The sequence below is a fragment of the Algoriphagus aurantiacus genome (assembly GCF_035156405.1).
GTDB lineage: Bacteria > Bacteroidota > Bacteroidia > Cytophagales > Cyclobacteriaceae > Algoriphagus > Algoriphagus aurantiacus.
In genome coordinates this window covers 104,433-121,575 of record NZ_JAXRUT010000013.1, presented here as the reverse complement: position 1 = coordinate 121,575, position 17,143 = coordinate 104,433, and the positions used below count along the sequence as shown (strand labels likewise).

The following is a 17,143-nucleotide window of genomic DNA, read 5'->3' as shown; positions in this document are numbered from 1 at the left end:
AGGTTTTGAAAACCTCAAAGGTTAGACAATGAACATAGATTTTAAGAAAATGGATGGTTTGGTTCCGGCAATTGTGCAGGATTCTATAAGTGGGAAAGTCCTGATGCAGGGCTATATGAACGAGGAGGCGGTAGCTAAAACCAATGAGTCTGGGATGGTGACTTTTTTCAGCCGTAGTAAAAATCGGCTGTGGACCAAAGGCGAGACTTCCGGTAACTTTATGGAGTTGGTTTCAATCGCAGTGGATTGTGACGGAGATGCTATTTTGGTGAAAGCGAATCCTCGTGGACCGGTTTGTCACACAGGAGCAGATACGTGCTTTGATGAGATCAATACTTCAAAAACAGGCTTTATCGATCAATTGAGAACCATTATCAAGGACCGTAAAAACAATCCCACAGATAAGTCCTATACTGCTTCACTTTTTGCCAAAGGCATCAATAAGGTTGCTCAGAAAGTAGGAGAGGAAGCTGTGGAAATAGTGATCGAGGCTAAGGATGACAACAAAGAGCTATTTATGGGGGAAGCAGCTGATCTGCTTTATCACTATTTAGTGTTGCTTGAAGCTAAAGGTTATGAGCTGGATGAAGTAATGGATGTACTAATCGATAGACACAGGAAGAAATAGAATCCTGAAAATCAAAGGCTACCTCAATAAGCAGGGAATTCCTGCTGCAAACCTTTGAATTGATCGATCATTTCCCACTTTGGTCTGTAGAAAGTATCTAAAAGCCTCCCACTGACAAAACCATTTTCAACAACATTCAGAGCAGCAGCTAGGCGCAGGTCATTAGGATTTCCCCAATTGAATTGGGGAGTATCTCCGACAGCGAAGTCAGCTGGAAAACCATCAAAATATTCTGCTTTTCCTTCAGAATTAGCAGTGGCAAAAGTGATAGGAACTAACTCTACATTGTTGTCCTTTAAGGTTTCATTGTAGCTAGAAAGGGGAAATGAGCCAACTGGTTTGCCATAGGTGTTATCCCCAACTAATGTGATGTCAGAATAAGGAGCTAGCGAATTGATCACTAATTCCGAAGCTGAAGCTGTACCACGTGAAGTGATGAAAATCAGCTTGTCAAGGTTTAAACTTCCTGCCTTTTTGAAATCCACACTTTTCTGAATATCCGTTTTCAAGGAATTCAGTTTATTAGTGTACATCAGTTTGTTGGAATTCGAAGCTTGAATCAGGTAATTGTTGATTTGCTCTGCTACGGCTACCGAGCCACCACCATTGTATCTCAGGTCTATTATCAATTCATCTACTCCAGCCTCTTCGAAAAATTTCATGGATTCATCCACCTCTAGGCTTTTGGTTGGTGATTGTCCGGCTGTAGCTTTGAAACTCTGAAACACCCAATACCCAACTTTTTTGTCAGCAAGGGTGATTATTTCCTGATGCAAAACTGAGTTTGACTGGTACTCTTCTTTTACATTTGTACGCGTGGTATTGGTACCGTCAGGCAATTTGAAAGTGAAGGAATTTGTGATTCCTGGATCTGAGGTTCCTAATTGAAAATCATATCCTCCAGAAGAATTTCTGTAATCTGAGATGGCCTTTCCATTGATTTCAATAATCTCCCAGCCACGTTTCCAGCCGTCTTTTCCCGCAGGGGACTCATCATAAACAAAAGTAAGATACAGTCTCTCAGTAGCATCGAAGGCAAACCCAAACCCATGTCCCGCATTCTTGCCTACAAATGCTTTGTTGAATGCTTCCTGTGTAGTCAGGTATGAGAATCGATCTAGAGGTTTAAAAATAAGCGCATCTAAGAGCTCTTGATTGGTGCTATAGTCGGAGGTCTTGATGGCAGCTGGCAGTTCTGCGGTCCAGTAATACCATTCCTCCATGGATTCAAGAATAGCACCTCTCACTTTTGCAGATTGTGGGTCTGGAATTATCTCATCTTTTGGATTACATGACCAGATGAGCAAAATTAACATACAGTAAATCCATTTTGAGTTATTCATAATTATCAGACTTAGCTGTAGTTAACTACGAGTGAGAGGTGCTTTTAGATCAAGATTAGATCGCGATATCGTAAACTTGTACTTTTTTCCACATGTGAGAATACTTTTCGATAAACTCCAAGTGGGTAGGATCTGTTTGATAGACCAATTGATCCTCTAAACTATCAAAGAAAGCCGTACATGCTACTTGGAAGCTATGATCCACTACGTCTCTGTCTTCCGTGGCTGCAGGTGTACCCGCGATGAATTTGCCTACTGTCTTACAGCGGCCAAGCATCGGAACAGCTTCGGTAAGGAATTCTTGTGTATTGGCAGTATCATGTAGCCAAAAATAAACTTGATGAATCATTTTTTGTTTTGCCATTTCTTTAGCGATTGAGGATATTGGTAAGACAGCGGTGGCACCTGCCACGCCGATGGTTTTGATAAATTGTCTTCTTGATTTCATTTGTATTGGTTTTAGGCCAGAGAGATAATAGGTTTTTTCTAACGGACAAATATCAGTTCGAACCGTGATTCTAAAGATAAAAATTTAAATTACTTTTAGATAATCAGGCAGTTTTTAGCCTTCCTTTTAAATCCTTATTTTCTTTTTAATATAAATCTGCGGTAGAATGAAGTACAGAACTCTTGGAAAAACCGGATGGAAAATTTCTGAAGTAGGTCTTGGCACCTGGCAAATAGGTGGCGGATGGGGAAAGCCTTTTGACCAAAAAATCGCCGAAGAAATATTGCATTCCGCGTTTGACCATGGGATAAACTTTGTAGATACTGCGGATGTCTATGATGCTGGACTAAGTGAGGCAGCTGTCGGCGAAGCGGTAAGACAAAGATCCGAGAAAATCTACGTGGCTACCAAATGTGGCAGGCGAATCCAACCTCATATCAATGAAACTTACACTATCGAGAAGCTTCGTCGCCATGTAGAGGATAGTTTAAGCAATACAGGACTGAATCGATTGGATTTGATTCAGCTGCATTGTCCGCCTACCGCTGTCTATCACCGTGATGAAATCTTCACCTTATTTGAAAAGATGAAGTCGGAAGGTAAAATAGCTGCAATGGGCGTGAGTGTGGAGAAAGTTGAGGAAGCCAAATTAGCTATGGAATATGACATTGTTTCTAGTGTTCAGGTGATTTTCAATTTGTTTCGACAGAAACCCTCAGAAGAGCTTTTTAAGCTAGCAGCTTCCAAAAATATAGGGTTAATTATTCGTGTTCCCTTGGCAAGTGGATTACTTTCAGGAAAAATCACCCCGGAAACTACTTTTTCCAAAGATGATCACCGACACTTTAATCGTGAAGGAAAGGCATTTGACAAGGGAGAAACATTCTCTGGAGTACCATTGGATATAGCATTTCCAGCTCTCGAGGAGTTAAAGCGTATTTTTGAAGGAAATGGAACTTTGGCGGAGATAGCACTTCGCTGGATATTGATGTTTGATGAGGTGAGTGTTGTAATTCCCGGATCCTCCAAATTGTCTCAATTGGAGTCAAATGTAAAGGCGGGACAACTTCCTGAAATCACCCCAGTGCAAATGCAAGCAGTGAAAAAAGTGTATGATAACCATATCCGGGAGGAGGTTCACCATCTTTGGTAGAAAGCAAAAAATCCCCCCGACTTTCGCCGGAGGGATTCATTATAGTTTTGACTTTAGAGTTTTGATTCTCTAATTTATTAAGAGTCTTTCTTTGCGTTTCTTGTTCTTTCGCCCTCATCCAAAAAGATTTTTCTCATTCGGATAGACTTAGGAGTGATCTCTAGGTATTCATCTTTTTGGATGTATTCCATAGACTCCTCAAGAGAGAACTTCTTAGCTGGTACGATTCTCACGTTGTCATCAGAACCTGAAGCACGCATGTTGGTCAATTTCTTGCCTTTCTGCACGTTTACCACGATATCATTGTCACGGGAGTTTTCGCCAATCACCTGACCGGTGTAAAGCTCGTCTCCTGGATCTACGAAGAATGTGCCTCTGTCCTGAAGTTTATCAATAGCGTAAGCAGTACACTGCCCGCCATCCATAGAGATCAATGAACCGTTAGTACGACCTGGCATTACGCCTTTGAACGGCTCATAAGAAGTAAATCTGTGGTTCATGATTGCTTCACCCTGAGTAGCGGTAAGCATGTTATTTCTCAAACCGATCAATCCTCTGGAAGGAATGTTGAATTCCAAGTGCTGAAGATCACCTTTTGGCTCCATTACAAGCAATTCACCTTTACGCTGGGTTGCTAGTTCGATCACCTTACCGGCAGTTTCCTGAGGAACATCTACAAACAAGGTTTCGATAGGCTCACATTTCACACCGTCGATTTCTTTGAAGATCACCTGCGGCTGACCTACCTGAAGTTCATAACCTTCTCTTCTCATCGTTTCGATCAAAATAGACAAGTGAAGAATACCACGACCGTAAACCAGGAATTTGTCTTCAGAATCAGTTGATTCTACACGAAGTGCCAAGTTTTTCTCAGTCTCTTTCATCAAACGGTCTCTCAAGTGACGGGAAGTCACAAATTTGCCTTCTCTTCCGAAGAAAGGAGAGTTGTTGATAGTGAAGAGCATATTCATCGTAGGCTCATCGATAGAGATTCTAGCAAGAACCTCTGGATTCTCAGCATCAGCAATCGTATCACCGATTTCAAAATCTTCTATACCTGTCACTGCACAGATATCACCTGCAGCTACTTCAGTTACTCTTAGTTTTCCTAGCCCTTCAAACGAATGAAGTTCTTTTACCTTCATTTTTTTGATCGTGCCATCGCCTTTCATCAAGGCGATTTGCTGATTTTCTTTAATTGTGCCTCTTTTTACACGACCGATAGCAATTCTACCTACGAAGCTGGAATAATCCAGTGAGGTGATTTGCATCTGAAGTGTACCTTCCTCGATTTTTGGAGCTGGGATATGTTCCAAAATAGCATCCAAAAGAGGGAAGATAGTATCTGTAGGGTTTTTCCAATCAGGACCCATCCAGTTTTGCTTAGCTGATCCGTAAAGCGTCTGGAATTCCAGTTGCTCTTCGGTAGCGTCCAAATTGAACATCAAATCGAATACTGACTCATGCACTTCGTCAGGACGACAGTTTTCCTTATCTACTTTGTTTACTACTACGATAGGAGTCAATCCAAGATCCAATGCTTTGCCCAATACAAATCGGGTCTGAGGCATAGGGCCTTCGAAAGCATCCACCAAAAGGATTACGCCATCAGCCATCTTCAGTACGCGCTCTACTTCACCACCGAAATCGGCGTGACCAGGGGTATCGATAATGTTGATTTTAGCGTCTTTATAGCGAACGGATACGTTCTTTGAAAGAATGGTAATTCCTCTTTCACGTTCCAGGTCGTTATTGTCAAGAATTAAATCCTGAAATTGCTGGTTCTCTCTGAAAATTTGAGAAGCGTGAATGATTTTGTCCACGAGTGTAGTCTTGCCGTGGTCAACGTGTGCGATAATCGCGATATTCCGAATATTCTGCATGGTTTGCCTGATTGAAGGCGCAAAAGTACAAATAAAATTTTGGAGTAAGGTTATGACTTTGTGAAGTTTGCCTGAATTATAGGATGTTAATACTGAAAGTGTGATTTTTCAGGCTCAAAGAATGCTATCCTTTAATCATAATTCCATTTGAACATGGGAAGCGTTTGGTTAGCAGTGCAGTTACATTTTGCTATTTCATAATTATCTGAATAGTAACTATTTAAAATATCAAGCCTTAGAAGATATGAAATTGATCCTGAAATTCTTTTGTCTCCTTTTATTCGTTTTCACTTTTCACTTTTCCTTTTCTCAGGAGAAACCTTCAGATCTGGTGAATCCACTTATTGGGACAGCTCCTCTCACTGATCCAGCCATTATTGGCTATACTCCTCCGCAAGATTGGCGTGTATGGGCGGGGTTGACTTTTCCTGGTAGTGCCTTACCGAATGCGATGGTGCAACTAAGTCCAATTACCAAATGGGGCTCAGGGGCTGGCTACGAATATGAGGATACAGCTATTCTGGGTTTTGCCCATACAAATAAAGGCCACTGGAATCTGTGCAATCTACCTGTGTTGCCGATTTCTACAGATGCCACAGCTCCTTTCCAATCTTCTTTCTCCCATGCAAAGGAAAATGCTTCCCCCGGTTATTATGATGTGTATTTGGAGGGTTATAAAGTTGCAGTGAAATTGACTTCGACGCTACGGACAGGAATCCACGAATATAAATTTGATAATCCAAAAGGTCGAAGAATACTATTTGGCTTGGGTAAAGCAAATAATGATGTCTCCGATTGGGAGATTGAAATGGTGGATGGGAAAAGTGTAAGTGGGTTTCAGCGAGTGGGAAGGGATAAAGTCCATTTCTATGCAACACTCAATCATGAGGTATCGGAACTCACACTTGAGAAAAAGGGTGAGAAAGATGGCTATGCAATTCTATTGCTTTCCGATGACAATGCCGGAGCTGTCATTATGAAAATCGGCCTGTCCTATGTGAGTATCACCAATGCAAAAGAGAACCTGGAAAGGGAATCTATCGATGCGACTTTTGAAGAAGTTCAGATGGCTGCCGTCTTAGAATGGAATACGTTGCTTTCAAAGATTTCCGTGAAAAGCAATTCTCATCGGGATAAGGAGATGTTTTACACGTCATTATATCGGACTTTCCTTTGGCCGGCCTTGCGAAGTGATGTGAATGGGGAGTTTACAGATGAGACAGGCAATACCCAGCGTCAGGACTTCAAGTATTACACCATTCCATCACTTTGGGATACCTATAGAAACAAACTGGTGCTGTTGAGTATTCTATCTCCTGAGGTGACTGGGGATGTGATTTCTTCCTTGATCAGTAGAGCTGAGAACACCGGTTTTGTACCGACATTTTTTCATGGGGATCATGGAGCACCTTTTATTGCTGGTTCTTATAAAAGGGGGATTCGCAATTTCGATGTCAGAAAGGCCTATACCTATCTTTTGAATAATGCATATAATAGCGAGGGTCCAAGGGCTTTAGTGGATGAATATATAGAAAAGGGTTTTATCTCTGATCCTGATGTAGCCAATCCCCATGTGGAGACGAAAGCACAGGCTGGGGTGTCCAAAACCTTGGAATATGCTTATGATGATTATTCCTTGGCCATTTTGGCAGATACGTTGGACGATCAGGAGAACTATGAGGATTTGATGAGGCGTTCACAGAACTATAAGAATGTCTTTGATCCATCAGTCAACTTTATGCGGGGTAGATTGGCAAACGGCGATTGGATCACCCCTTTTGATCCGGAATATCCCTATTACGAGTACATGTATCGCGAGGCCAATGCTTGGCAAGTTTCCTTCTATGCTCCGCACGACATGCCGGGATTGGTAAAGTTATATGGGGGAGATGATAAGTTCGAGGCAAAACTGGATGAGTTTTTCACTAAGCCATGGAATCCAAACCATATTGCCAGAAATATTTCCACGTTCATTGGGCAGTATTGTCAGGGTAATCAACCTGATCACGAAGCGCCATTTGCATATTATTATGTAGGAAAACCCGAGAAATCACAGGTGATTCTGGATAAAATTATGACCGAACTCTACGGGATTGGCCCGGAAGGCTTAGCGCTTTCGGGAATGGACGATGCAGGTGAGATGTCCTCTTGGTTTGTGGCTGCGGCTGTGGGTTTGTATCCCATGTCTCCGGCTGATGCTGACTATCTGGTGACGGTACCGCTTTTTGATGAGGTGACTTGGAAAGTGGATAATGGTAACGACCTGGTAATTGTGAATCCAAATAGGGGGAGAAATCTACAGGAGATCAAAGTCAATGGAGAAGCAATAAACGGATATTATGTGGACCATGACTTGTTCAGAAGAGGCGGGAAAATAGAAGTGGTGACGGATTAAGATAAGCAACCTTGGAATGTGTCCTCTTAGGGAGATATAAATTGTCTGTGACAAAGACCGCGAAACGTGAAAAAACATTGGTCAAACTATACTGGTTTGACTAATATTTATGTTTAATATAAGTGGTTTTTATTTATTGAAGAATATGAAAAATTCTTTTTGCCTTTTGATATGGCTTTTTCTTCTCTGTAAGTCTCCAGTTTTTTCTCAGGACAAGTTCGCATGGGAATTATATGCTGGTCCGTCCCAGTCCTTCCTTACTCATAAAATTATTCCCAATAATGATTTGGTGAAACCCAGCAATGAATTAAGATATCATTTCGGTACCACATTCCTTTGGGGTTTGAAAAATGATTGGCAAATAAGTGCTCAAGCTGAATTTTTTAAAAGAGAGCTTGGGACTTATGCAGTCTCCTCCTCCATTGACTCAATTCAGATTACTGGATATTCTACAGAAGGCATTCCCTTGTTGGCAATAGGGGCGAGAAAAAGCTGGGGTAATATTTATATACAGCCAAGTCTTAGTGTTATGAAAAGTCCTAGGACTATAAATATCTATGAGAGTACCGAAGCATGGAAAGGGATAACGTTAGGGGTTAGATCACATTCTAATTTAGGTCTTGGGCTGAGATTCGAAAGTGGATTAAAAATCTACAACCGAAGAGGTAATTATTTCTTTGGGGGCTTACGGTATCAACAAGGTTTGATCCTCATGGACGAAATGAATGCCCCTGTTCGATATTCCGAAAAAATAGAACATGTACTTTCTGCTAAAAGCAGAGGTTCTTATATCGGATTGTTTTTAGGTTATGGGATTTTGGGCCAAAATATTAGGAATTCAAGCAATTGGTCTTCTAGGCAATATTTCAGTGAGCAAAAACTACTGAAACATAATCTTGCTATGGAAGATGGATTGTATTTTATGCTGTATGGAGGACTAAGAAGAAGAGAAAATCCACTTTCCTATGATTTTATTTACTCCAACACCAGTGGTAATTTTCAGGCAGTCGTAGGATATAATTATGGACGGTTTTCGATAGAATCCGGTTATGGTAATTTCAGCTACAATGCCAATTATCAGATTGATTTTGACGGAGTAAATGCCTTGATCATGAATTGGGAGAAGTATGACATGTCTGTGGTGCCGATTACTTTGAAATACCATATTCCCATCAATGATTCCCAGACCATAAGATTCGGGCCAAGTTTTAGTACTTTCTTCGCTTTGAAGAACCAAAGTAATTCATGGTTTACTTCAAGCTTTTCTGGAAGTAACGGCACAGTCAATCATAGGTATTATTACGCTGGCAATGCCTATTCTGACCGCGAATTGACTCACAGCAGATTTGTTTTTAATGCGGGGCTGTTTGTGGAAGCTTCTGTATTTAATTCCAGTTTTCTCACCTTTAAGATTTCCAGGAATTTCGGCTCTCCTGATTTTGTAAAGATCAAGGCTGATTACCTCATTGATGGCACTCAGGTACACATTGAAAGTGTAGGGAACATCAATGGTTTTATGATGGAATTGGGGTATAAATTGCCTTTAAAAGTTTTTGATTACCAATGGAAAAAATTCGCTCAGAATCTAACAACAAAGTCTAAGTCGAGGTATAACTAAAAACCTTGGGTTTGGAAGCGTTTTGAATTACCCCTCATAAATCGCTTGCAGCTTTCTAGTTTCTTCGATGGATCTCTTGAGTACGCTAGGGAGGAGAAAGATTGAAAAGAAAGACATTGCAATAAGGGCTAGCCCTAAACCCATCATGATGCCTTTAAAAGTGAATTCAAAAGTATAGTTTGGGTTTTCTAAATATTTTAATCCATAAAAATTGACTTGCATAAATAGATTCAGGATTACCATAAAATTGTTAGTGCTCTTAAAAGCCACATAATTTTTGAGGCTTTTGTCAACTCTATGATAGTTGAAAACAATATATACTAAGCCTACAAAAAAGAATATCACAGCCCAAACAGGCAAGCTCAGTTCATATCCGAAAGGTCTTGTGTACACACTCAGCCAATAAAGAACAAATGCCATAGCTGTTGGGTAAATTATTCTATGGCTTGTAAAAAGCGATTTTATTTCTTCCCAGAAAAAACGGCGATAGCGTCTCTCTATGCTTTTGGTATAAGATTCTGCCAAATCAGAAAACCCAAAAATCCCAAATTCACTATGGACTTTGCGAAAAGCATCGTCAAGCGTCATACCCGGATTCTCCTCTAAAAGCACTTCCACTTTACACGCCACATGATCCAGGATCTCGTATTGCAGATCAATCTCCGGATAGCCTTTGTAGGAAATTAGTTTTTTCAGGGTGGAGATTTGGGAAGGGGAGAGTTTCAACTTGAATGGAGTTTGGTTTTAGAGTTCGATTCTGTGCATTCCTCAAGCGCACTGTGATGGTGGTCAAAAACTTCCTCATACAATTCCGTGTATTGGATATGAATACTTTTAAGTCGTGTATGAATCCATTCAAGTTCCTGTTCTGAAAGCTGTCTCATATCAGTGCAGTTTTAGATTTGATCTTCCAAACCTCCAATAGTGAAATCACATAAATTAAAAGGAGAATAGAGAATGTTGAGGCTATTTGGGGAGCTTGGTTGGAGAAATCTTGGATGTCAAATATCATATCGCACAAGCAAACTATAGAATAAATAATCATTAACGGTAAATACATTCTTTCAGAGAGAGGATAGAACAATGCTGATTGAAGAGTGTTTCTTTGGTTAATCGACTGTTTAATTTTTGCGATCCGTAAGCTTGAATTTATAAAGAAGTAAATGTGAACAAACGGATATACACGCAAGAATATATATGATTCTGGGTAAGTGTAAATTTCTTTGGATCACTTTCCAGTGCATTTTTCCGACTTCTTTTTTTGAAGCTTTGATGAATTTTGTCTGAAGCGAATGGCAATAGCTATAGGTGAACTTCTGCTCCAACTCAAACAATTCCTTTTCAAAATCAGCTTCCTCAAAACCCTCCAGATGACTTACATAGTGATCATAAATTTCCACTAAGATTTCCGCCGACGTCAAATTCTTGGCTGCGATGGTTTTTTTTACCTGATCAAATTCCTGTTCTGTAAGTTTTCTCATAGCTGTTGCAATTAAAAAATCAGATGTTAAATCCCGGTTTAAGGTCTGGAGTCAAGATCCGCTGTAAGTTCTCCACGAAGCCTTGCAACTCAGACATTTTGCTGGTTACTTCTTTTTGGCCGGTTTGAGTTAGGCTGTAGTACTTGCGAACACGGTTGTCCACTTGCTGAATCTCGGTACTGAGCAATCCCTCCGCTTCCAGCTTGTGCAAGGCAGGGTAGAGGGCGCCTTCCGTGATTTTGATTTCACCGGCGGTCAGTTCCTTTACCCGCTGGGTAATCTCATAACCATACATTTTTTCATTCTCTTCCAGAAGTTTGAGAATGATGGTTTGAAGCGAGCCTTTAATTAGATTATTGTTCGACATGATCGTGCTACATTACCTAGCTTAGCCAAATATATAAAAAAAATATATGCATAAGTATTTTAGGTATGTAGTTTTATTTCTACCATGAAAAAAAAATGAAAGCTGACTGTTTTCTGCTATTACTGTTGACAACTACGTTGGAAGACCGAAGACGGGAGACCGAAGTGCGCTTCCGTCTTCGGTCTCCCGCCTTCATGCATATGAATCAAGGTTAACCTTCAAACATTACTGTGTCTATTCATTAATTCTTAGAAAAAGCTTTTAATCCCTGCCAAATTTCCGCAATTTTCTACGATGGACTACCAGCAACTTATTGAAGAAGTGTACCAAGAGGTACAGGAGGAAAATCTTAAAGGGAAAGTCGCCGACTATATTCCAGAAATAGCCTCAGTAAACCCAGATCAATTTGGGATAGCCTTGGTGGATCTCAAAGGGAATGTGTTTGGGGTAGGGGATCACAAGGTTCCATTTTCTATTCAAAGTATCAGCAAGGTCCATACACTTACGATGGTTTTCCAATCATTCAATTCAAAACTTTGGTCCCGGGTGAATGTTGAACCTAGTGGTGATCCTTTTAACTCTATCGCGCAATTAGAATACGAAAAAGGAATTCCTAGAAATCCTTTTATCAATGCTGGAGCCTTAGTGATCACTGATGCACTATGTAGCAAATTTGAAAATCCGATCAATCAGATTTCAGAGTTTATCAATGAGCTTTCAGGTGAGAATTGTGTGAAAATAAATCCTGATGTTAAGAATTCGGAGAAGAATAATGGAGAGAGAAATACAGCATTGGCCTATTTTCTTAAATCATACAAAAATTTCAATAATCCCATCGATGAGGTGCTTGATGTTTATTTTTCGCAATGCGCTATAGAAATGAATTGTGTAGATCTAGCTAAGTCCTTCTCCTTTCTAGCTAATGACGGGTTTTCGATTTTTGCCAATCGGGAGATTTTATCAGAAAGTCACGCGCGACGCATTAATGCGCTGATGTTGACCTGTGGGTTTTATGATGAAGCAGGAGAATTCGCTTATAGAGTTGGACTGCCCGGTAAAAGTGGGGTAGGAGGAGGAGTGGCCGCCGTGATGCCACATAAGTTTAGTATTGCTGTTTGGAGTCCTGAGTTAAATGAGAAAGGGAATTCTGTCAAGGCGATTAGAGCCTTAGAGCTTTTGACAGATAAATTGGCATTCTCCTTATTTTAAAATTGATAGCCCTCATACAAGTGATTGCTGCATACTTTAAACCGAAGGATGGTAATCTATAGTCAGAACGATGGTGAGATTGGGCTAGATGTTAATTTTAGCGATTTTTGAGTGCATATCCGCCATCAGCATCAAGGCAGCGGAGCCATACCATTCTTTCAGCTCCATTCTCAGCACGCCAGCCTTTACAGCTGGATCAGTTGCCGTGAGCTTTTCCGCTTCTTCCAGACTTTCTACTGCAAAAATGAACAGTCCGCGCAATTCCTCATTTCCGAAGAAAGGTCCTGCCATGACTAGTTGCCCTTCTTCAACCAATTGATTGATATTAGCCATATGTCCAGCTTGGATATCTGACCGTTGCTGATCTGTGTATTCACTTACACGCTCTCCCCGGTACAGGAAAGCAATAACGTATTTTCTCATTCCATAATCATCCGCACCGACTTCTTTGGCCATAGTTTCGTCATAGGTTTCATTTTGGGCAAAAGAATAAGAGGGAGCGGATAACGTGAGTATTAACAGGAAAAACAGCTTTTTCATAGTATCGTGGAATTATTATTTGACTACTAAAAGTATATAGAATTTGGAGAAACTGGGATAAGATTTCATGATTAGCTAAGACCATTTTGATAAATAAGGCCTAGTGGTATTAAAGCGAATATGCTCATAAGATTTTTTAACTAGCTGATTAAGAGAATTTTAGATTGGAATTTAATTTTCAAATGAATGCCTTAGGTATTTTTGGGCTATTAGTTCTTTCTGGTTCTACCTAATTCTTTTCAATATGAAAAACCTTCTATTATTCTCTCTATTTCTCTAGATGTCAACTGCGCTGAGGGCTCAGGAGAATGTCGCAATAGAAATCACCGCTGGTGTAGCAAGTACCTTCTCACCAGGCACAAGTTCGAATAGTTGTACGGCATTAAGTCTTATGCACTGTAATATTATTTGCATTTCATAAGTTGGATTTAAAATTTTTACGAAAAAAATATTATGTTTTACATAAATTTTTTTATGTTTGAATTAAATAAAATTTGATACTTATGAAAAGAAATAAAATAATTCAAGCCACACTGGCAATTAGCAAATTCTCTTTTTGGTTTTTTATAGTTCTATTGACAGCATTTGTTTTTGCAATAGTCCATTCAATTATTTCCCCGGAATTTTATTCTGATTTTCAAATTCTGAATGACGGTAATACGTTAAGTTTTAACTTTGATTATTGTTCTGAATGCGAAAGGGCCTCAAATAGTATCTCTCTTTCTGAGGTTAGTGGATTAATAAAAGCCTGGATGCTCTTGCACTTTTCTGCTCTTTTGATTTTTCTTATATTAATTCAACATGAAGGGATCAAAATTTGGAAATCGGTAAAAGATTATAAGACTTTCTATAATCAAAATAAGTTGCATTTCAGACAAATAGCTAAATATACCTTTGCCATCTTCATAATAGGAATCTTTAATTTCATTGATGAGGGACAAAGAGGTATTGGCTTGGAAGTAGGATTTCCGGTAGTTTGGATAGCTTTATCCCTGGTAAGTCTAGGCCTCAGTGAAATTTTTAAAGAAGGACAACTCCTACAAGAGGATAAGGATTCTATTGTATGAGTATAGTGGTGAACTTAGACGTAATGCTGGTCAAGCGTAAAATGAAGCTAAAAGAACTAGCGGAGATTATTGGCTTATCTGAGACTAACCTTTCTTTACTAAAAACTGGTAAAGTGAAAGGTATTCGATTCAACACATTAAATAGCATATGTGAAATATTGGAATGTCAACCTGGAGATCTGTTAGAACACGTTCCTCAAGATTTATAAAATGAATGTTTCTAATTTTCTACCTATGATGTAATTTGTAATACGCTTATTTATCGGCGTCTTACAATAATCGTTCGGGAGTTTTTGTTGGAGATCATCTAAAAAGAAGTAGTACTTAATTAGATCTCAAAAAAAGAAAAAGCCGAATTTCAGCATCTAAAGCTGCAATTTGGCTTTTTCATAGTATCGCAAGGTTTTCATTTGACTAATAAAAGTATAGAGAATTTGGAGAATCTGGGATACGATATCATGAATAGCCAAGGCTATTGGCGGTACTACGGGCTATTAGTGTTAAAGCGAATAAGCGTATAAGATTTTTTAACTAACTGATTAAGAAAATTTTAGATAGGTAATTAATCTCAAATGAATGCCTTAGGTATTTTTAAGCTATTACTTCTTCTGGTTCTACCTAACTTCTTTCATTATGAAAAATCTTCTATTATTCTCTCTATTTCTTTTGATGTCAACTGCACTGAGGGCTCAGGAAAGTGTTGCCATAGAAATCACAGCTGGGGCAGCAAGTGCCTTCTCAAAAGCCACAAATTCTGTAGATGGCGGAAATATGCCTACGCAATCCAGAATGGCCCCAAATGCTGGCTTAAGTGTCTTGTTTCCCATTTCTAGGGATTGGCAACTGTATTCGGAAGTTGGTTTTTATCCTAATGCTCTTCGAAATGGGATTAATACTTCTAACACTGATTTTGGTGTGTTTTATCCTCCAGCGCAGATACCTAGGGTGATCCCGTCATTTTCATTAGGTGCTAGGTACAATTTCAAAATAAAGAATCAGCAATTCTTCGTGCAGCCTGGTTTGGTACTTTCTACCAGCAGTTCTCTTGGTGCAGAGAATGAGTTCAATTCTCCCTCAGGCTCATCATTGCTAGAGCAATCCAATAAAGTAGCACTGGCCTTCAGGGTGGATGTAGGTACTAAATTCATGACTAAGAAGGATAACTACATTGTAGTGGGACTAAGATATCAGCAAGGACTAACGGACATGAACCGATATACCAACCCATTGATCTCCGATCAAACTCAGATAGGAACGGTCACACAAGTCACAAGAGGTAGTTATTTTGGCGCCTTTGTGGGGTATGGTATCAATACGGGTAACTGGAAGAGGTCATCTACAAAGTAAGAGGGCTTAACTTGATTTCAAAAAAAAGCCGAATTGCAGCATTGGGTACTGTAATTCAGCTTTATGGCCGATCAGAGGCCTAATGAAGAATTAAGGCTACAGTATCGGATTTGGTCCTTAGTTTTAGCCATTCTGTTAATTTGTTTGTTTCTTCTGAAGTAGGTTTTTTGGCAAATTCAGCATAGGCTACAAGCAATGTATCAGTGGTTTTATTTTCCAGATCACTGACCATGGAGCGGTTCAGTGTGAATTTCCGTAATCCTGGATGGTTGATTTTGGCTTCCATGGCTATTTCATTTCCGAGCACCCGTACCTGCCCATAGTTGGCTACTTCGTTTTCCAGCAAGGCTATTTTCTCATCTTTATTCTGAATCAATCGCTCGTTTCGCTCATAGAGGTCTTTCAGAATATCGGATCTCAGTAAGTTCATATCCGTCTGTCCACTTCCGCTTTGATTGATCCTCAGTTCGGTGTTTTCAAAACCTTGGGCTTTCACCTGTTCTTGAAGTTTGTCTATTTCAGAATCGGGCAGGGACTCACCGATTAAGTTGATTTGAATCATTTTTGGAGCTTGATGGTAAAAATACTCTGAATTGAGAACTTGGGTTTTTGGATATACGAATTCATTTTGAACGAAAGTTTTTGCCTGCTCCTCCCAAATTGACCGCACTACAATTCCATAGGCGAGGTACACACTTGGCACAATCGTGAGTATGGTGAAAATGGTAATATAGGTCTGCACCCGCTTTTCTTTCTTCTCATCCAGAAATTCCTTTTTGGGGTATTTCATAAATCGCACAATCAAATAAGTTGATAGCGATATGAAAACCGAGTTGATGAAAAAGAGGTAAAATGCACCGAAGAAATAGTAAAGATTCATGGTAGCGAGTCCATATCCGGCGGTACAAAGTGGAGGCATCAGGGCAGTGGCAATTGCCACACCTGGAATGGCATTACTCTTCTCTTTGCGCGAGCCGGCAATGATCCCGGCGAGGCCTCCGAAGAGTGCAATCAGCACATCCCAAATCGTCGGTTCGGTACGTGCTAACAGCTCGGATTGGGCGTCGTTCAGTGGTGTAAATGTAAAGTAAATCGAGGAGGTTAAAATTGCTATAAAAACGGCTACTCCGAGGTTTCTCAGCGAACGTTTGAGCAACTCAAAATCGTTGATTCCTGCTGCCATTCCGATCCCCATAATGGGACCCATGAGGGGCGAAATGAGCATGGCTCCAATGATGACTGCAGTAGAATTTACATTCAATCCTACTGAGGCAACAAGAATCGCGAAGATCAAAATCCAAAGATTTGCACCTTTAAACTCCACGTTTTTCCTGATGTATTCTATCGTCTCCAGCTCATCTTCTTTGCCCTCATGTAAGTCAAAACGATCTCTGATATAAAGCAGAAATCGGATTAATTGATTACTTCGTTTTTTTCTTGGCTTAACTTCTTCTATCATCTTCCTGAAAATAAATCTTGGCAAAATAACTAAAATACAATCCTGTTTTGTGGTAGGATACTGCTATTTTATTTGCAGAACAATCTACTGTTGATGAAAAGGGTTGCTTTGCTGCCCTTTTTACAAAACCTATTAAACCATAACCTGAACTAAGAAGCTTCACTTTATAAAATATTAACTAACTATCTGAATATATGATTATTAA

At 39.8% G+C, this 17,143-nt stretch carries 17 protein-coding genes; 8 read left to right on the top strand and 9 right to left on the bottom strand.

What is annotated here, in order from left to right; genetic code table 11:
- Positions 1 to 28 precede the first annotated feature (28 nt).
- Complete coding sequence (hisIE, locus tag SYJ56_RS14100; RefSeq protein WP_323835118.1) at positions 29 to 628, top strand: bifunctional phosphoribosyl-AMP cyclohydrolase/phosphoribosyl-ATP diphosphatase HisIE; 600 nt, start codon at positions 29 to 31, stop codon at positions 626 to 628.
- Positions 629 to 651: 23 nt separating this feature from the next.
- On the opposite strand, the gene SYJ56_RS14095 is transcribed toward hisIE, so the two are convergent.
- Positions 652 to 1,971 (bottom strand): S41 family peptidase, encoded by a 1,320-nt coding sequence (locus SYJ56_RS14095; protein ID WP_323835116.1) that lies wholly within the window; start codon positions 1,969 to 1,971, stop codon positions 652 to 654.
- A gap of 55 nt (positions 1,972 to 2,026) precedes the next feature.
- The gene (locus tag SYJ56_RS14090) at positions 2,027 to 2,419 is read right to left on the bottom strand and encodes a Dabb family protein (protein ID WP_323835114.1); all 393 of its coding nucleotides are present in this window, start codon (positions 2,417 to 2,419) and stop codon (positions 2,027 to 2,029) included.
- Positions 2,420 to 2,585: 166 nt separating this feature from the next.
- On the opposite strand from SYJ56_RS14090, the gene SYJ56_RS14085 reads away from it, so the two are divergent.
- Entirely contained in the window at positions 2,586 to 3,572 is a 987-nt protein-coding gene (locus tag SYJ56_RS14085) for an aldo/keto reductase (RefSeq protein ID WP_323835112.1), read from the top strand.
- Between the two features lie 77 nt (positions 3,573 to 3,649).
- Here the strand turns inward: SYJ56_RS14085 and typA are convergent, their stop codons facing one another.
- Positions 3,650 to 5,455: a translational GTPase TypA gene (gene typA / locus SYJ56_RS14080; RefSeq protein ID WP_323835110.1), complete on the bottom strand. Its 1,806-nt coding sequence runs from the start codon at positions 5,453 to 5,455 to the stop codon at positions 3,650 to 3,652.
- A gap of 244 nt (positions 5,456 to 5,699) precedes the next feature.
- On the opposite strand from typA, the gene SYJ56_RS14075 reads away from it, so the two are divergent.
- Together SYJ56_RS14075 and SYJ56_RS14070 are read left to right on the top strand one after the other, a co-directional pair.
- Positions 5,700 to 7,850, top strand: coding sequence for a GH92 family glycosyl hydrolase (locus SYJ56_RS14075; protein ID WP_323835108.1), 2,151 nt, complete (start codon positions 5,700 to 5,702; stop codon positions 7,848 to 7,850).
- Positions 7,851 to 7,995: 145 nt separating this feature from the next.
- A complete protein-coding gene (locus tag SYJ56_RS14070) occupies positions 7,996 to 9,468 on the top strand; it encodes a hypothetical protein (RefSeq protein WP_323835106.1) in 1,473 nt (490 codons plus the stop codon).
- A gap of 27 nt (positions 9,469 to 9,495) precedes the next feature.
- Here the strand turns inward: SYJ56_RS14070 and SYJ56_RS14065 are convergent, their stop codons facing one another.
- The 4 genes from SYJ56_RS14065 to SYJ56_RS14050 all read right to left on the bottom strand — a co-directional run bounded on the left by SYJ56_RS14065 (position 9,496) and on the right by SYJ56_RS14050 (position 11,316).
- Positions 9,496 to 10,194 carry a hypothetical protein gene (locus SYJ56_RS14065; protein WP_323835105.1) on the bottom strand — a complete coding sequence of 233 codons (699 nt, stop codon included), beginning with the start codon at positions 10,192 to 10,194 and terminating at the stop codon, positions 9,496 to 9,498.
- Positions 10,191 to 10,352, bottom strand: a complete 162-nt coding sequence (locus SYJ56_RS14060) for a hypothetical protein (protein WP_323835104.1) — start codon at positions 10,350 to 10,352, stop codon at positions 10,191 to 10,193. Before SYJ56_RS14060 ends, SYJ56_RS14065 begins: the two co-directional genes overlap by 4 nt.
- Before the next feature lie 237 nt (positions 10,353 to 10,589).
- Positions 10,590 to 10,949 (bottom strand): hypothetical protein, encoded by a 360-nt coding sequence (locus tag SYJ56_RS14055; protein ID WP_323835103.1) that lies wholly within the window; start codon positions 10,947 to 10,949, stop codon positions 10,590 to 10,592.
- Positions 10,950 to 10,968: 19 nt separating this feature from the next.
- Positions 10,969 to 11,316, bottom strand: a complete 348-nt coding sequence (locus SYJ56_RS14050) for a PadR family transcriptional regulator (RefSeq protein WP_323835102.1) — start codon at positions 11,314 to 11,316, stop codon at positions 10,969 to 10,971.
- Positions 11,317 to 11,610: 294 nt separating this feature from the next.
- On the opposite strand from SYJ56_RS14050, the gene SYJ56_RS14045 reads away from it, so the two are divergent.
- Positions 11,611 to 12,525 (top strand): glutaminase, encoded by a 915-nt coding sequence (locus tag SYJ56_RS14045; RefSeq protein ID WP_323835101.1) that lies wholly within the window; start codon positions 11,611 to 11,613, stop codon positions 12,523 to 12,525.
- An 84-nt stretch (positions 12,526 to 12,609) separates the two neighbouring features.
- On the opposite strand, the gene SYJ56_RS14040 is transcribed toward SYJ56_RS14045, so the two are convergent.
- Entirely contained in the window at positions 12,610 to 13,065 is a 456-nt protein-coding gene (locus SYJ56_RS14040; RefSeq protein ID WP_323835100.1) for a YciI family protein, read from the bottom strand.
- A gap of 503 nt (positions 13,066 to 13,568) precedes the next feature.
- Between SYJ56_RS14040 and SYJ56_RS14035 the strand changes: the two genes are divergently transcribed.
- The 3 genes from SYJ56_RS14035 (at position 13,569) to SYJ56_RS14025 (ending at position 15,479) form a co-directional block, all read left to right on the top strand.
- Positions 13,569 to 14,132, top strand: coding sequence for a hypothetical protein (locus SYJ56_RS14035; protein ID WP_323835098.1), 564 nt, complete (start codon positions 13,569 to 13,571; stop codon positions 14,130 to 14,132).
- Entirely contained in the window at positions 14,129 to 14,341 is a 213-nt protein-coding gene (locus tag SYJ56_RS14030; RefSeq protein WP_323835097.1) for a helix-turn-helix domain-containing protein, read from the top strand. Before SYJ56_RS14035 ends, SYJ56_RS14030 begins: the two co-directional genes overlap by 4 nt.
- 424 nt (positions 14,342 to 14,765) lie before the next feature.
- Positions 14,766 to 15,479: a porin family protein gene (locus SYJ56_RS14025; protein WP_323835096.1), complete on the top strand. Its 714-nt coding sequence runs from the start codon at positions 14,766 to 14,768 to the stop codon at positions 15,477 to 15,479.
- Between the two features lie 79 nt (positions 15,480 to 15,558).
- Here SYJ56_RS14025 and SYJ56_RS14020 read toward each other — a convergent pair whose 3' ends face one another.
- On the bottom strand, positions 15,559 to 16,938 hold the full coding sequence (locus tag SYJ56_RS14020) for a TIGR00341 family protein (protein WP_323835094.1): 1,380 nt from the start codon (positions 16,936 to 16,938) through the stop codon (positions 15,559 to 15,561).
- Positions 16,939 to 17,143: the final 205 nt, after the last annotated feature.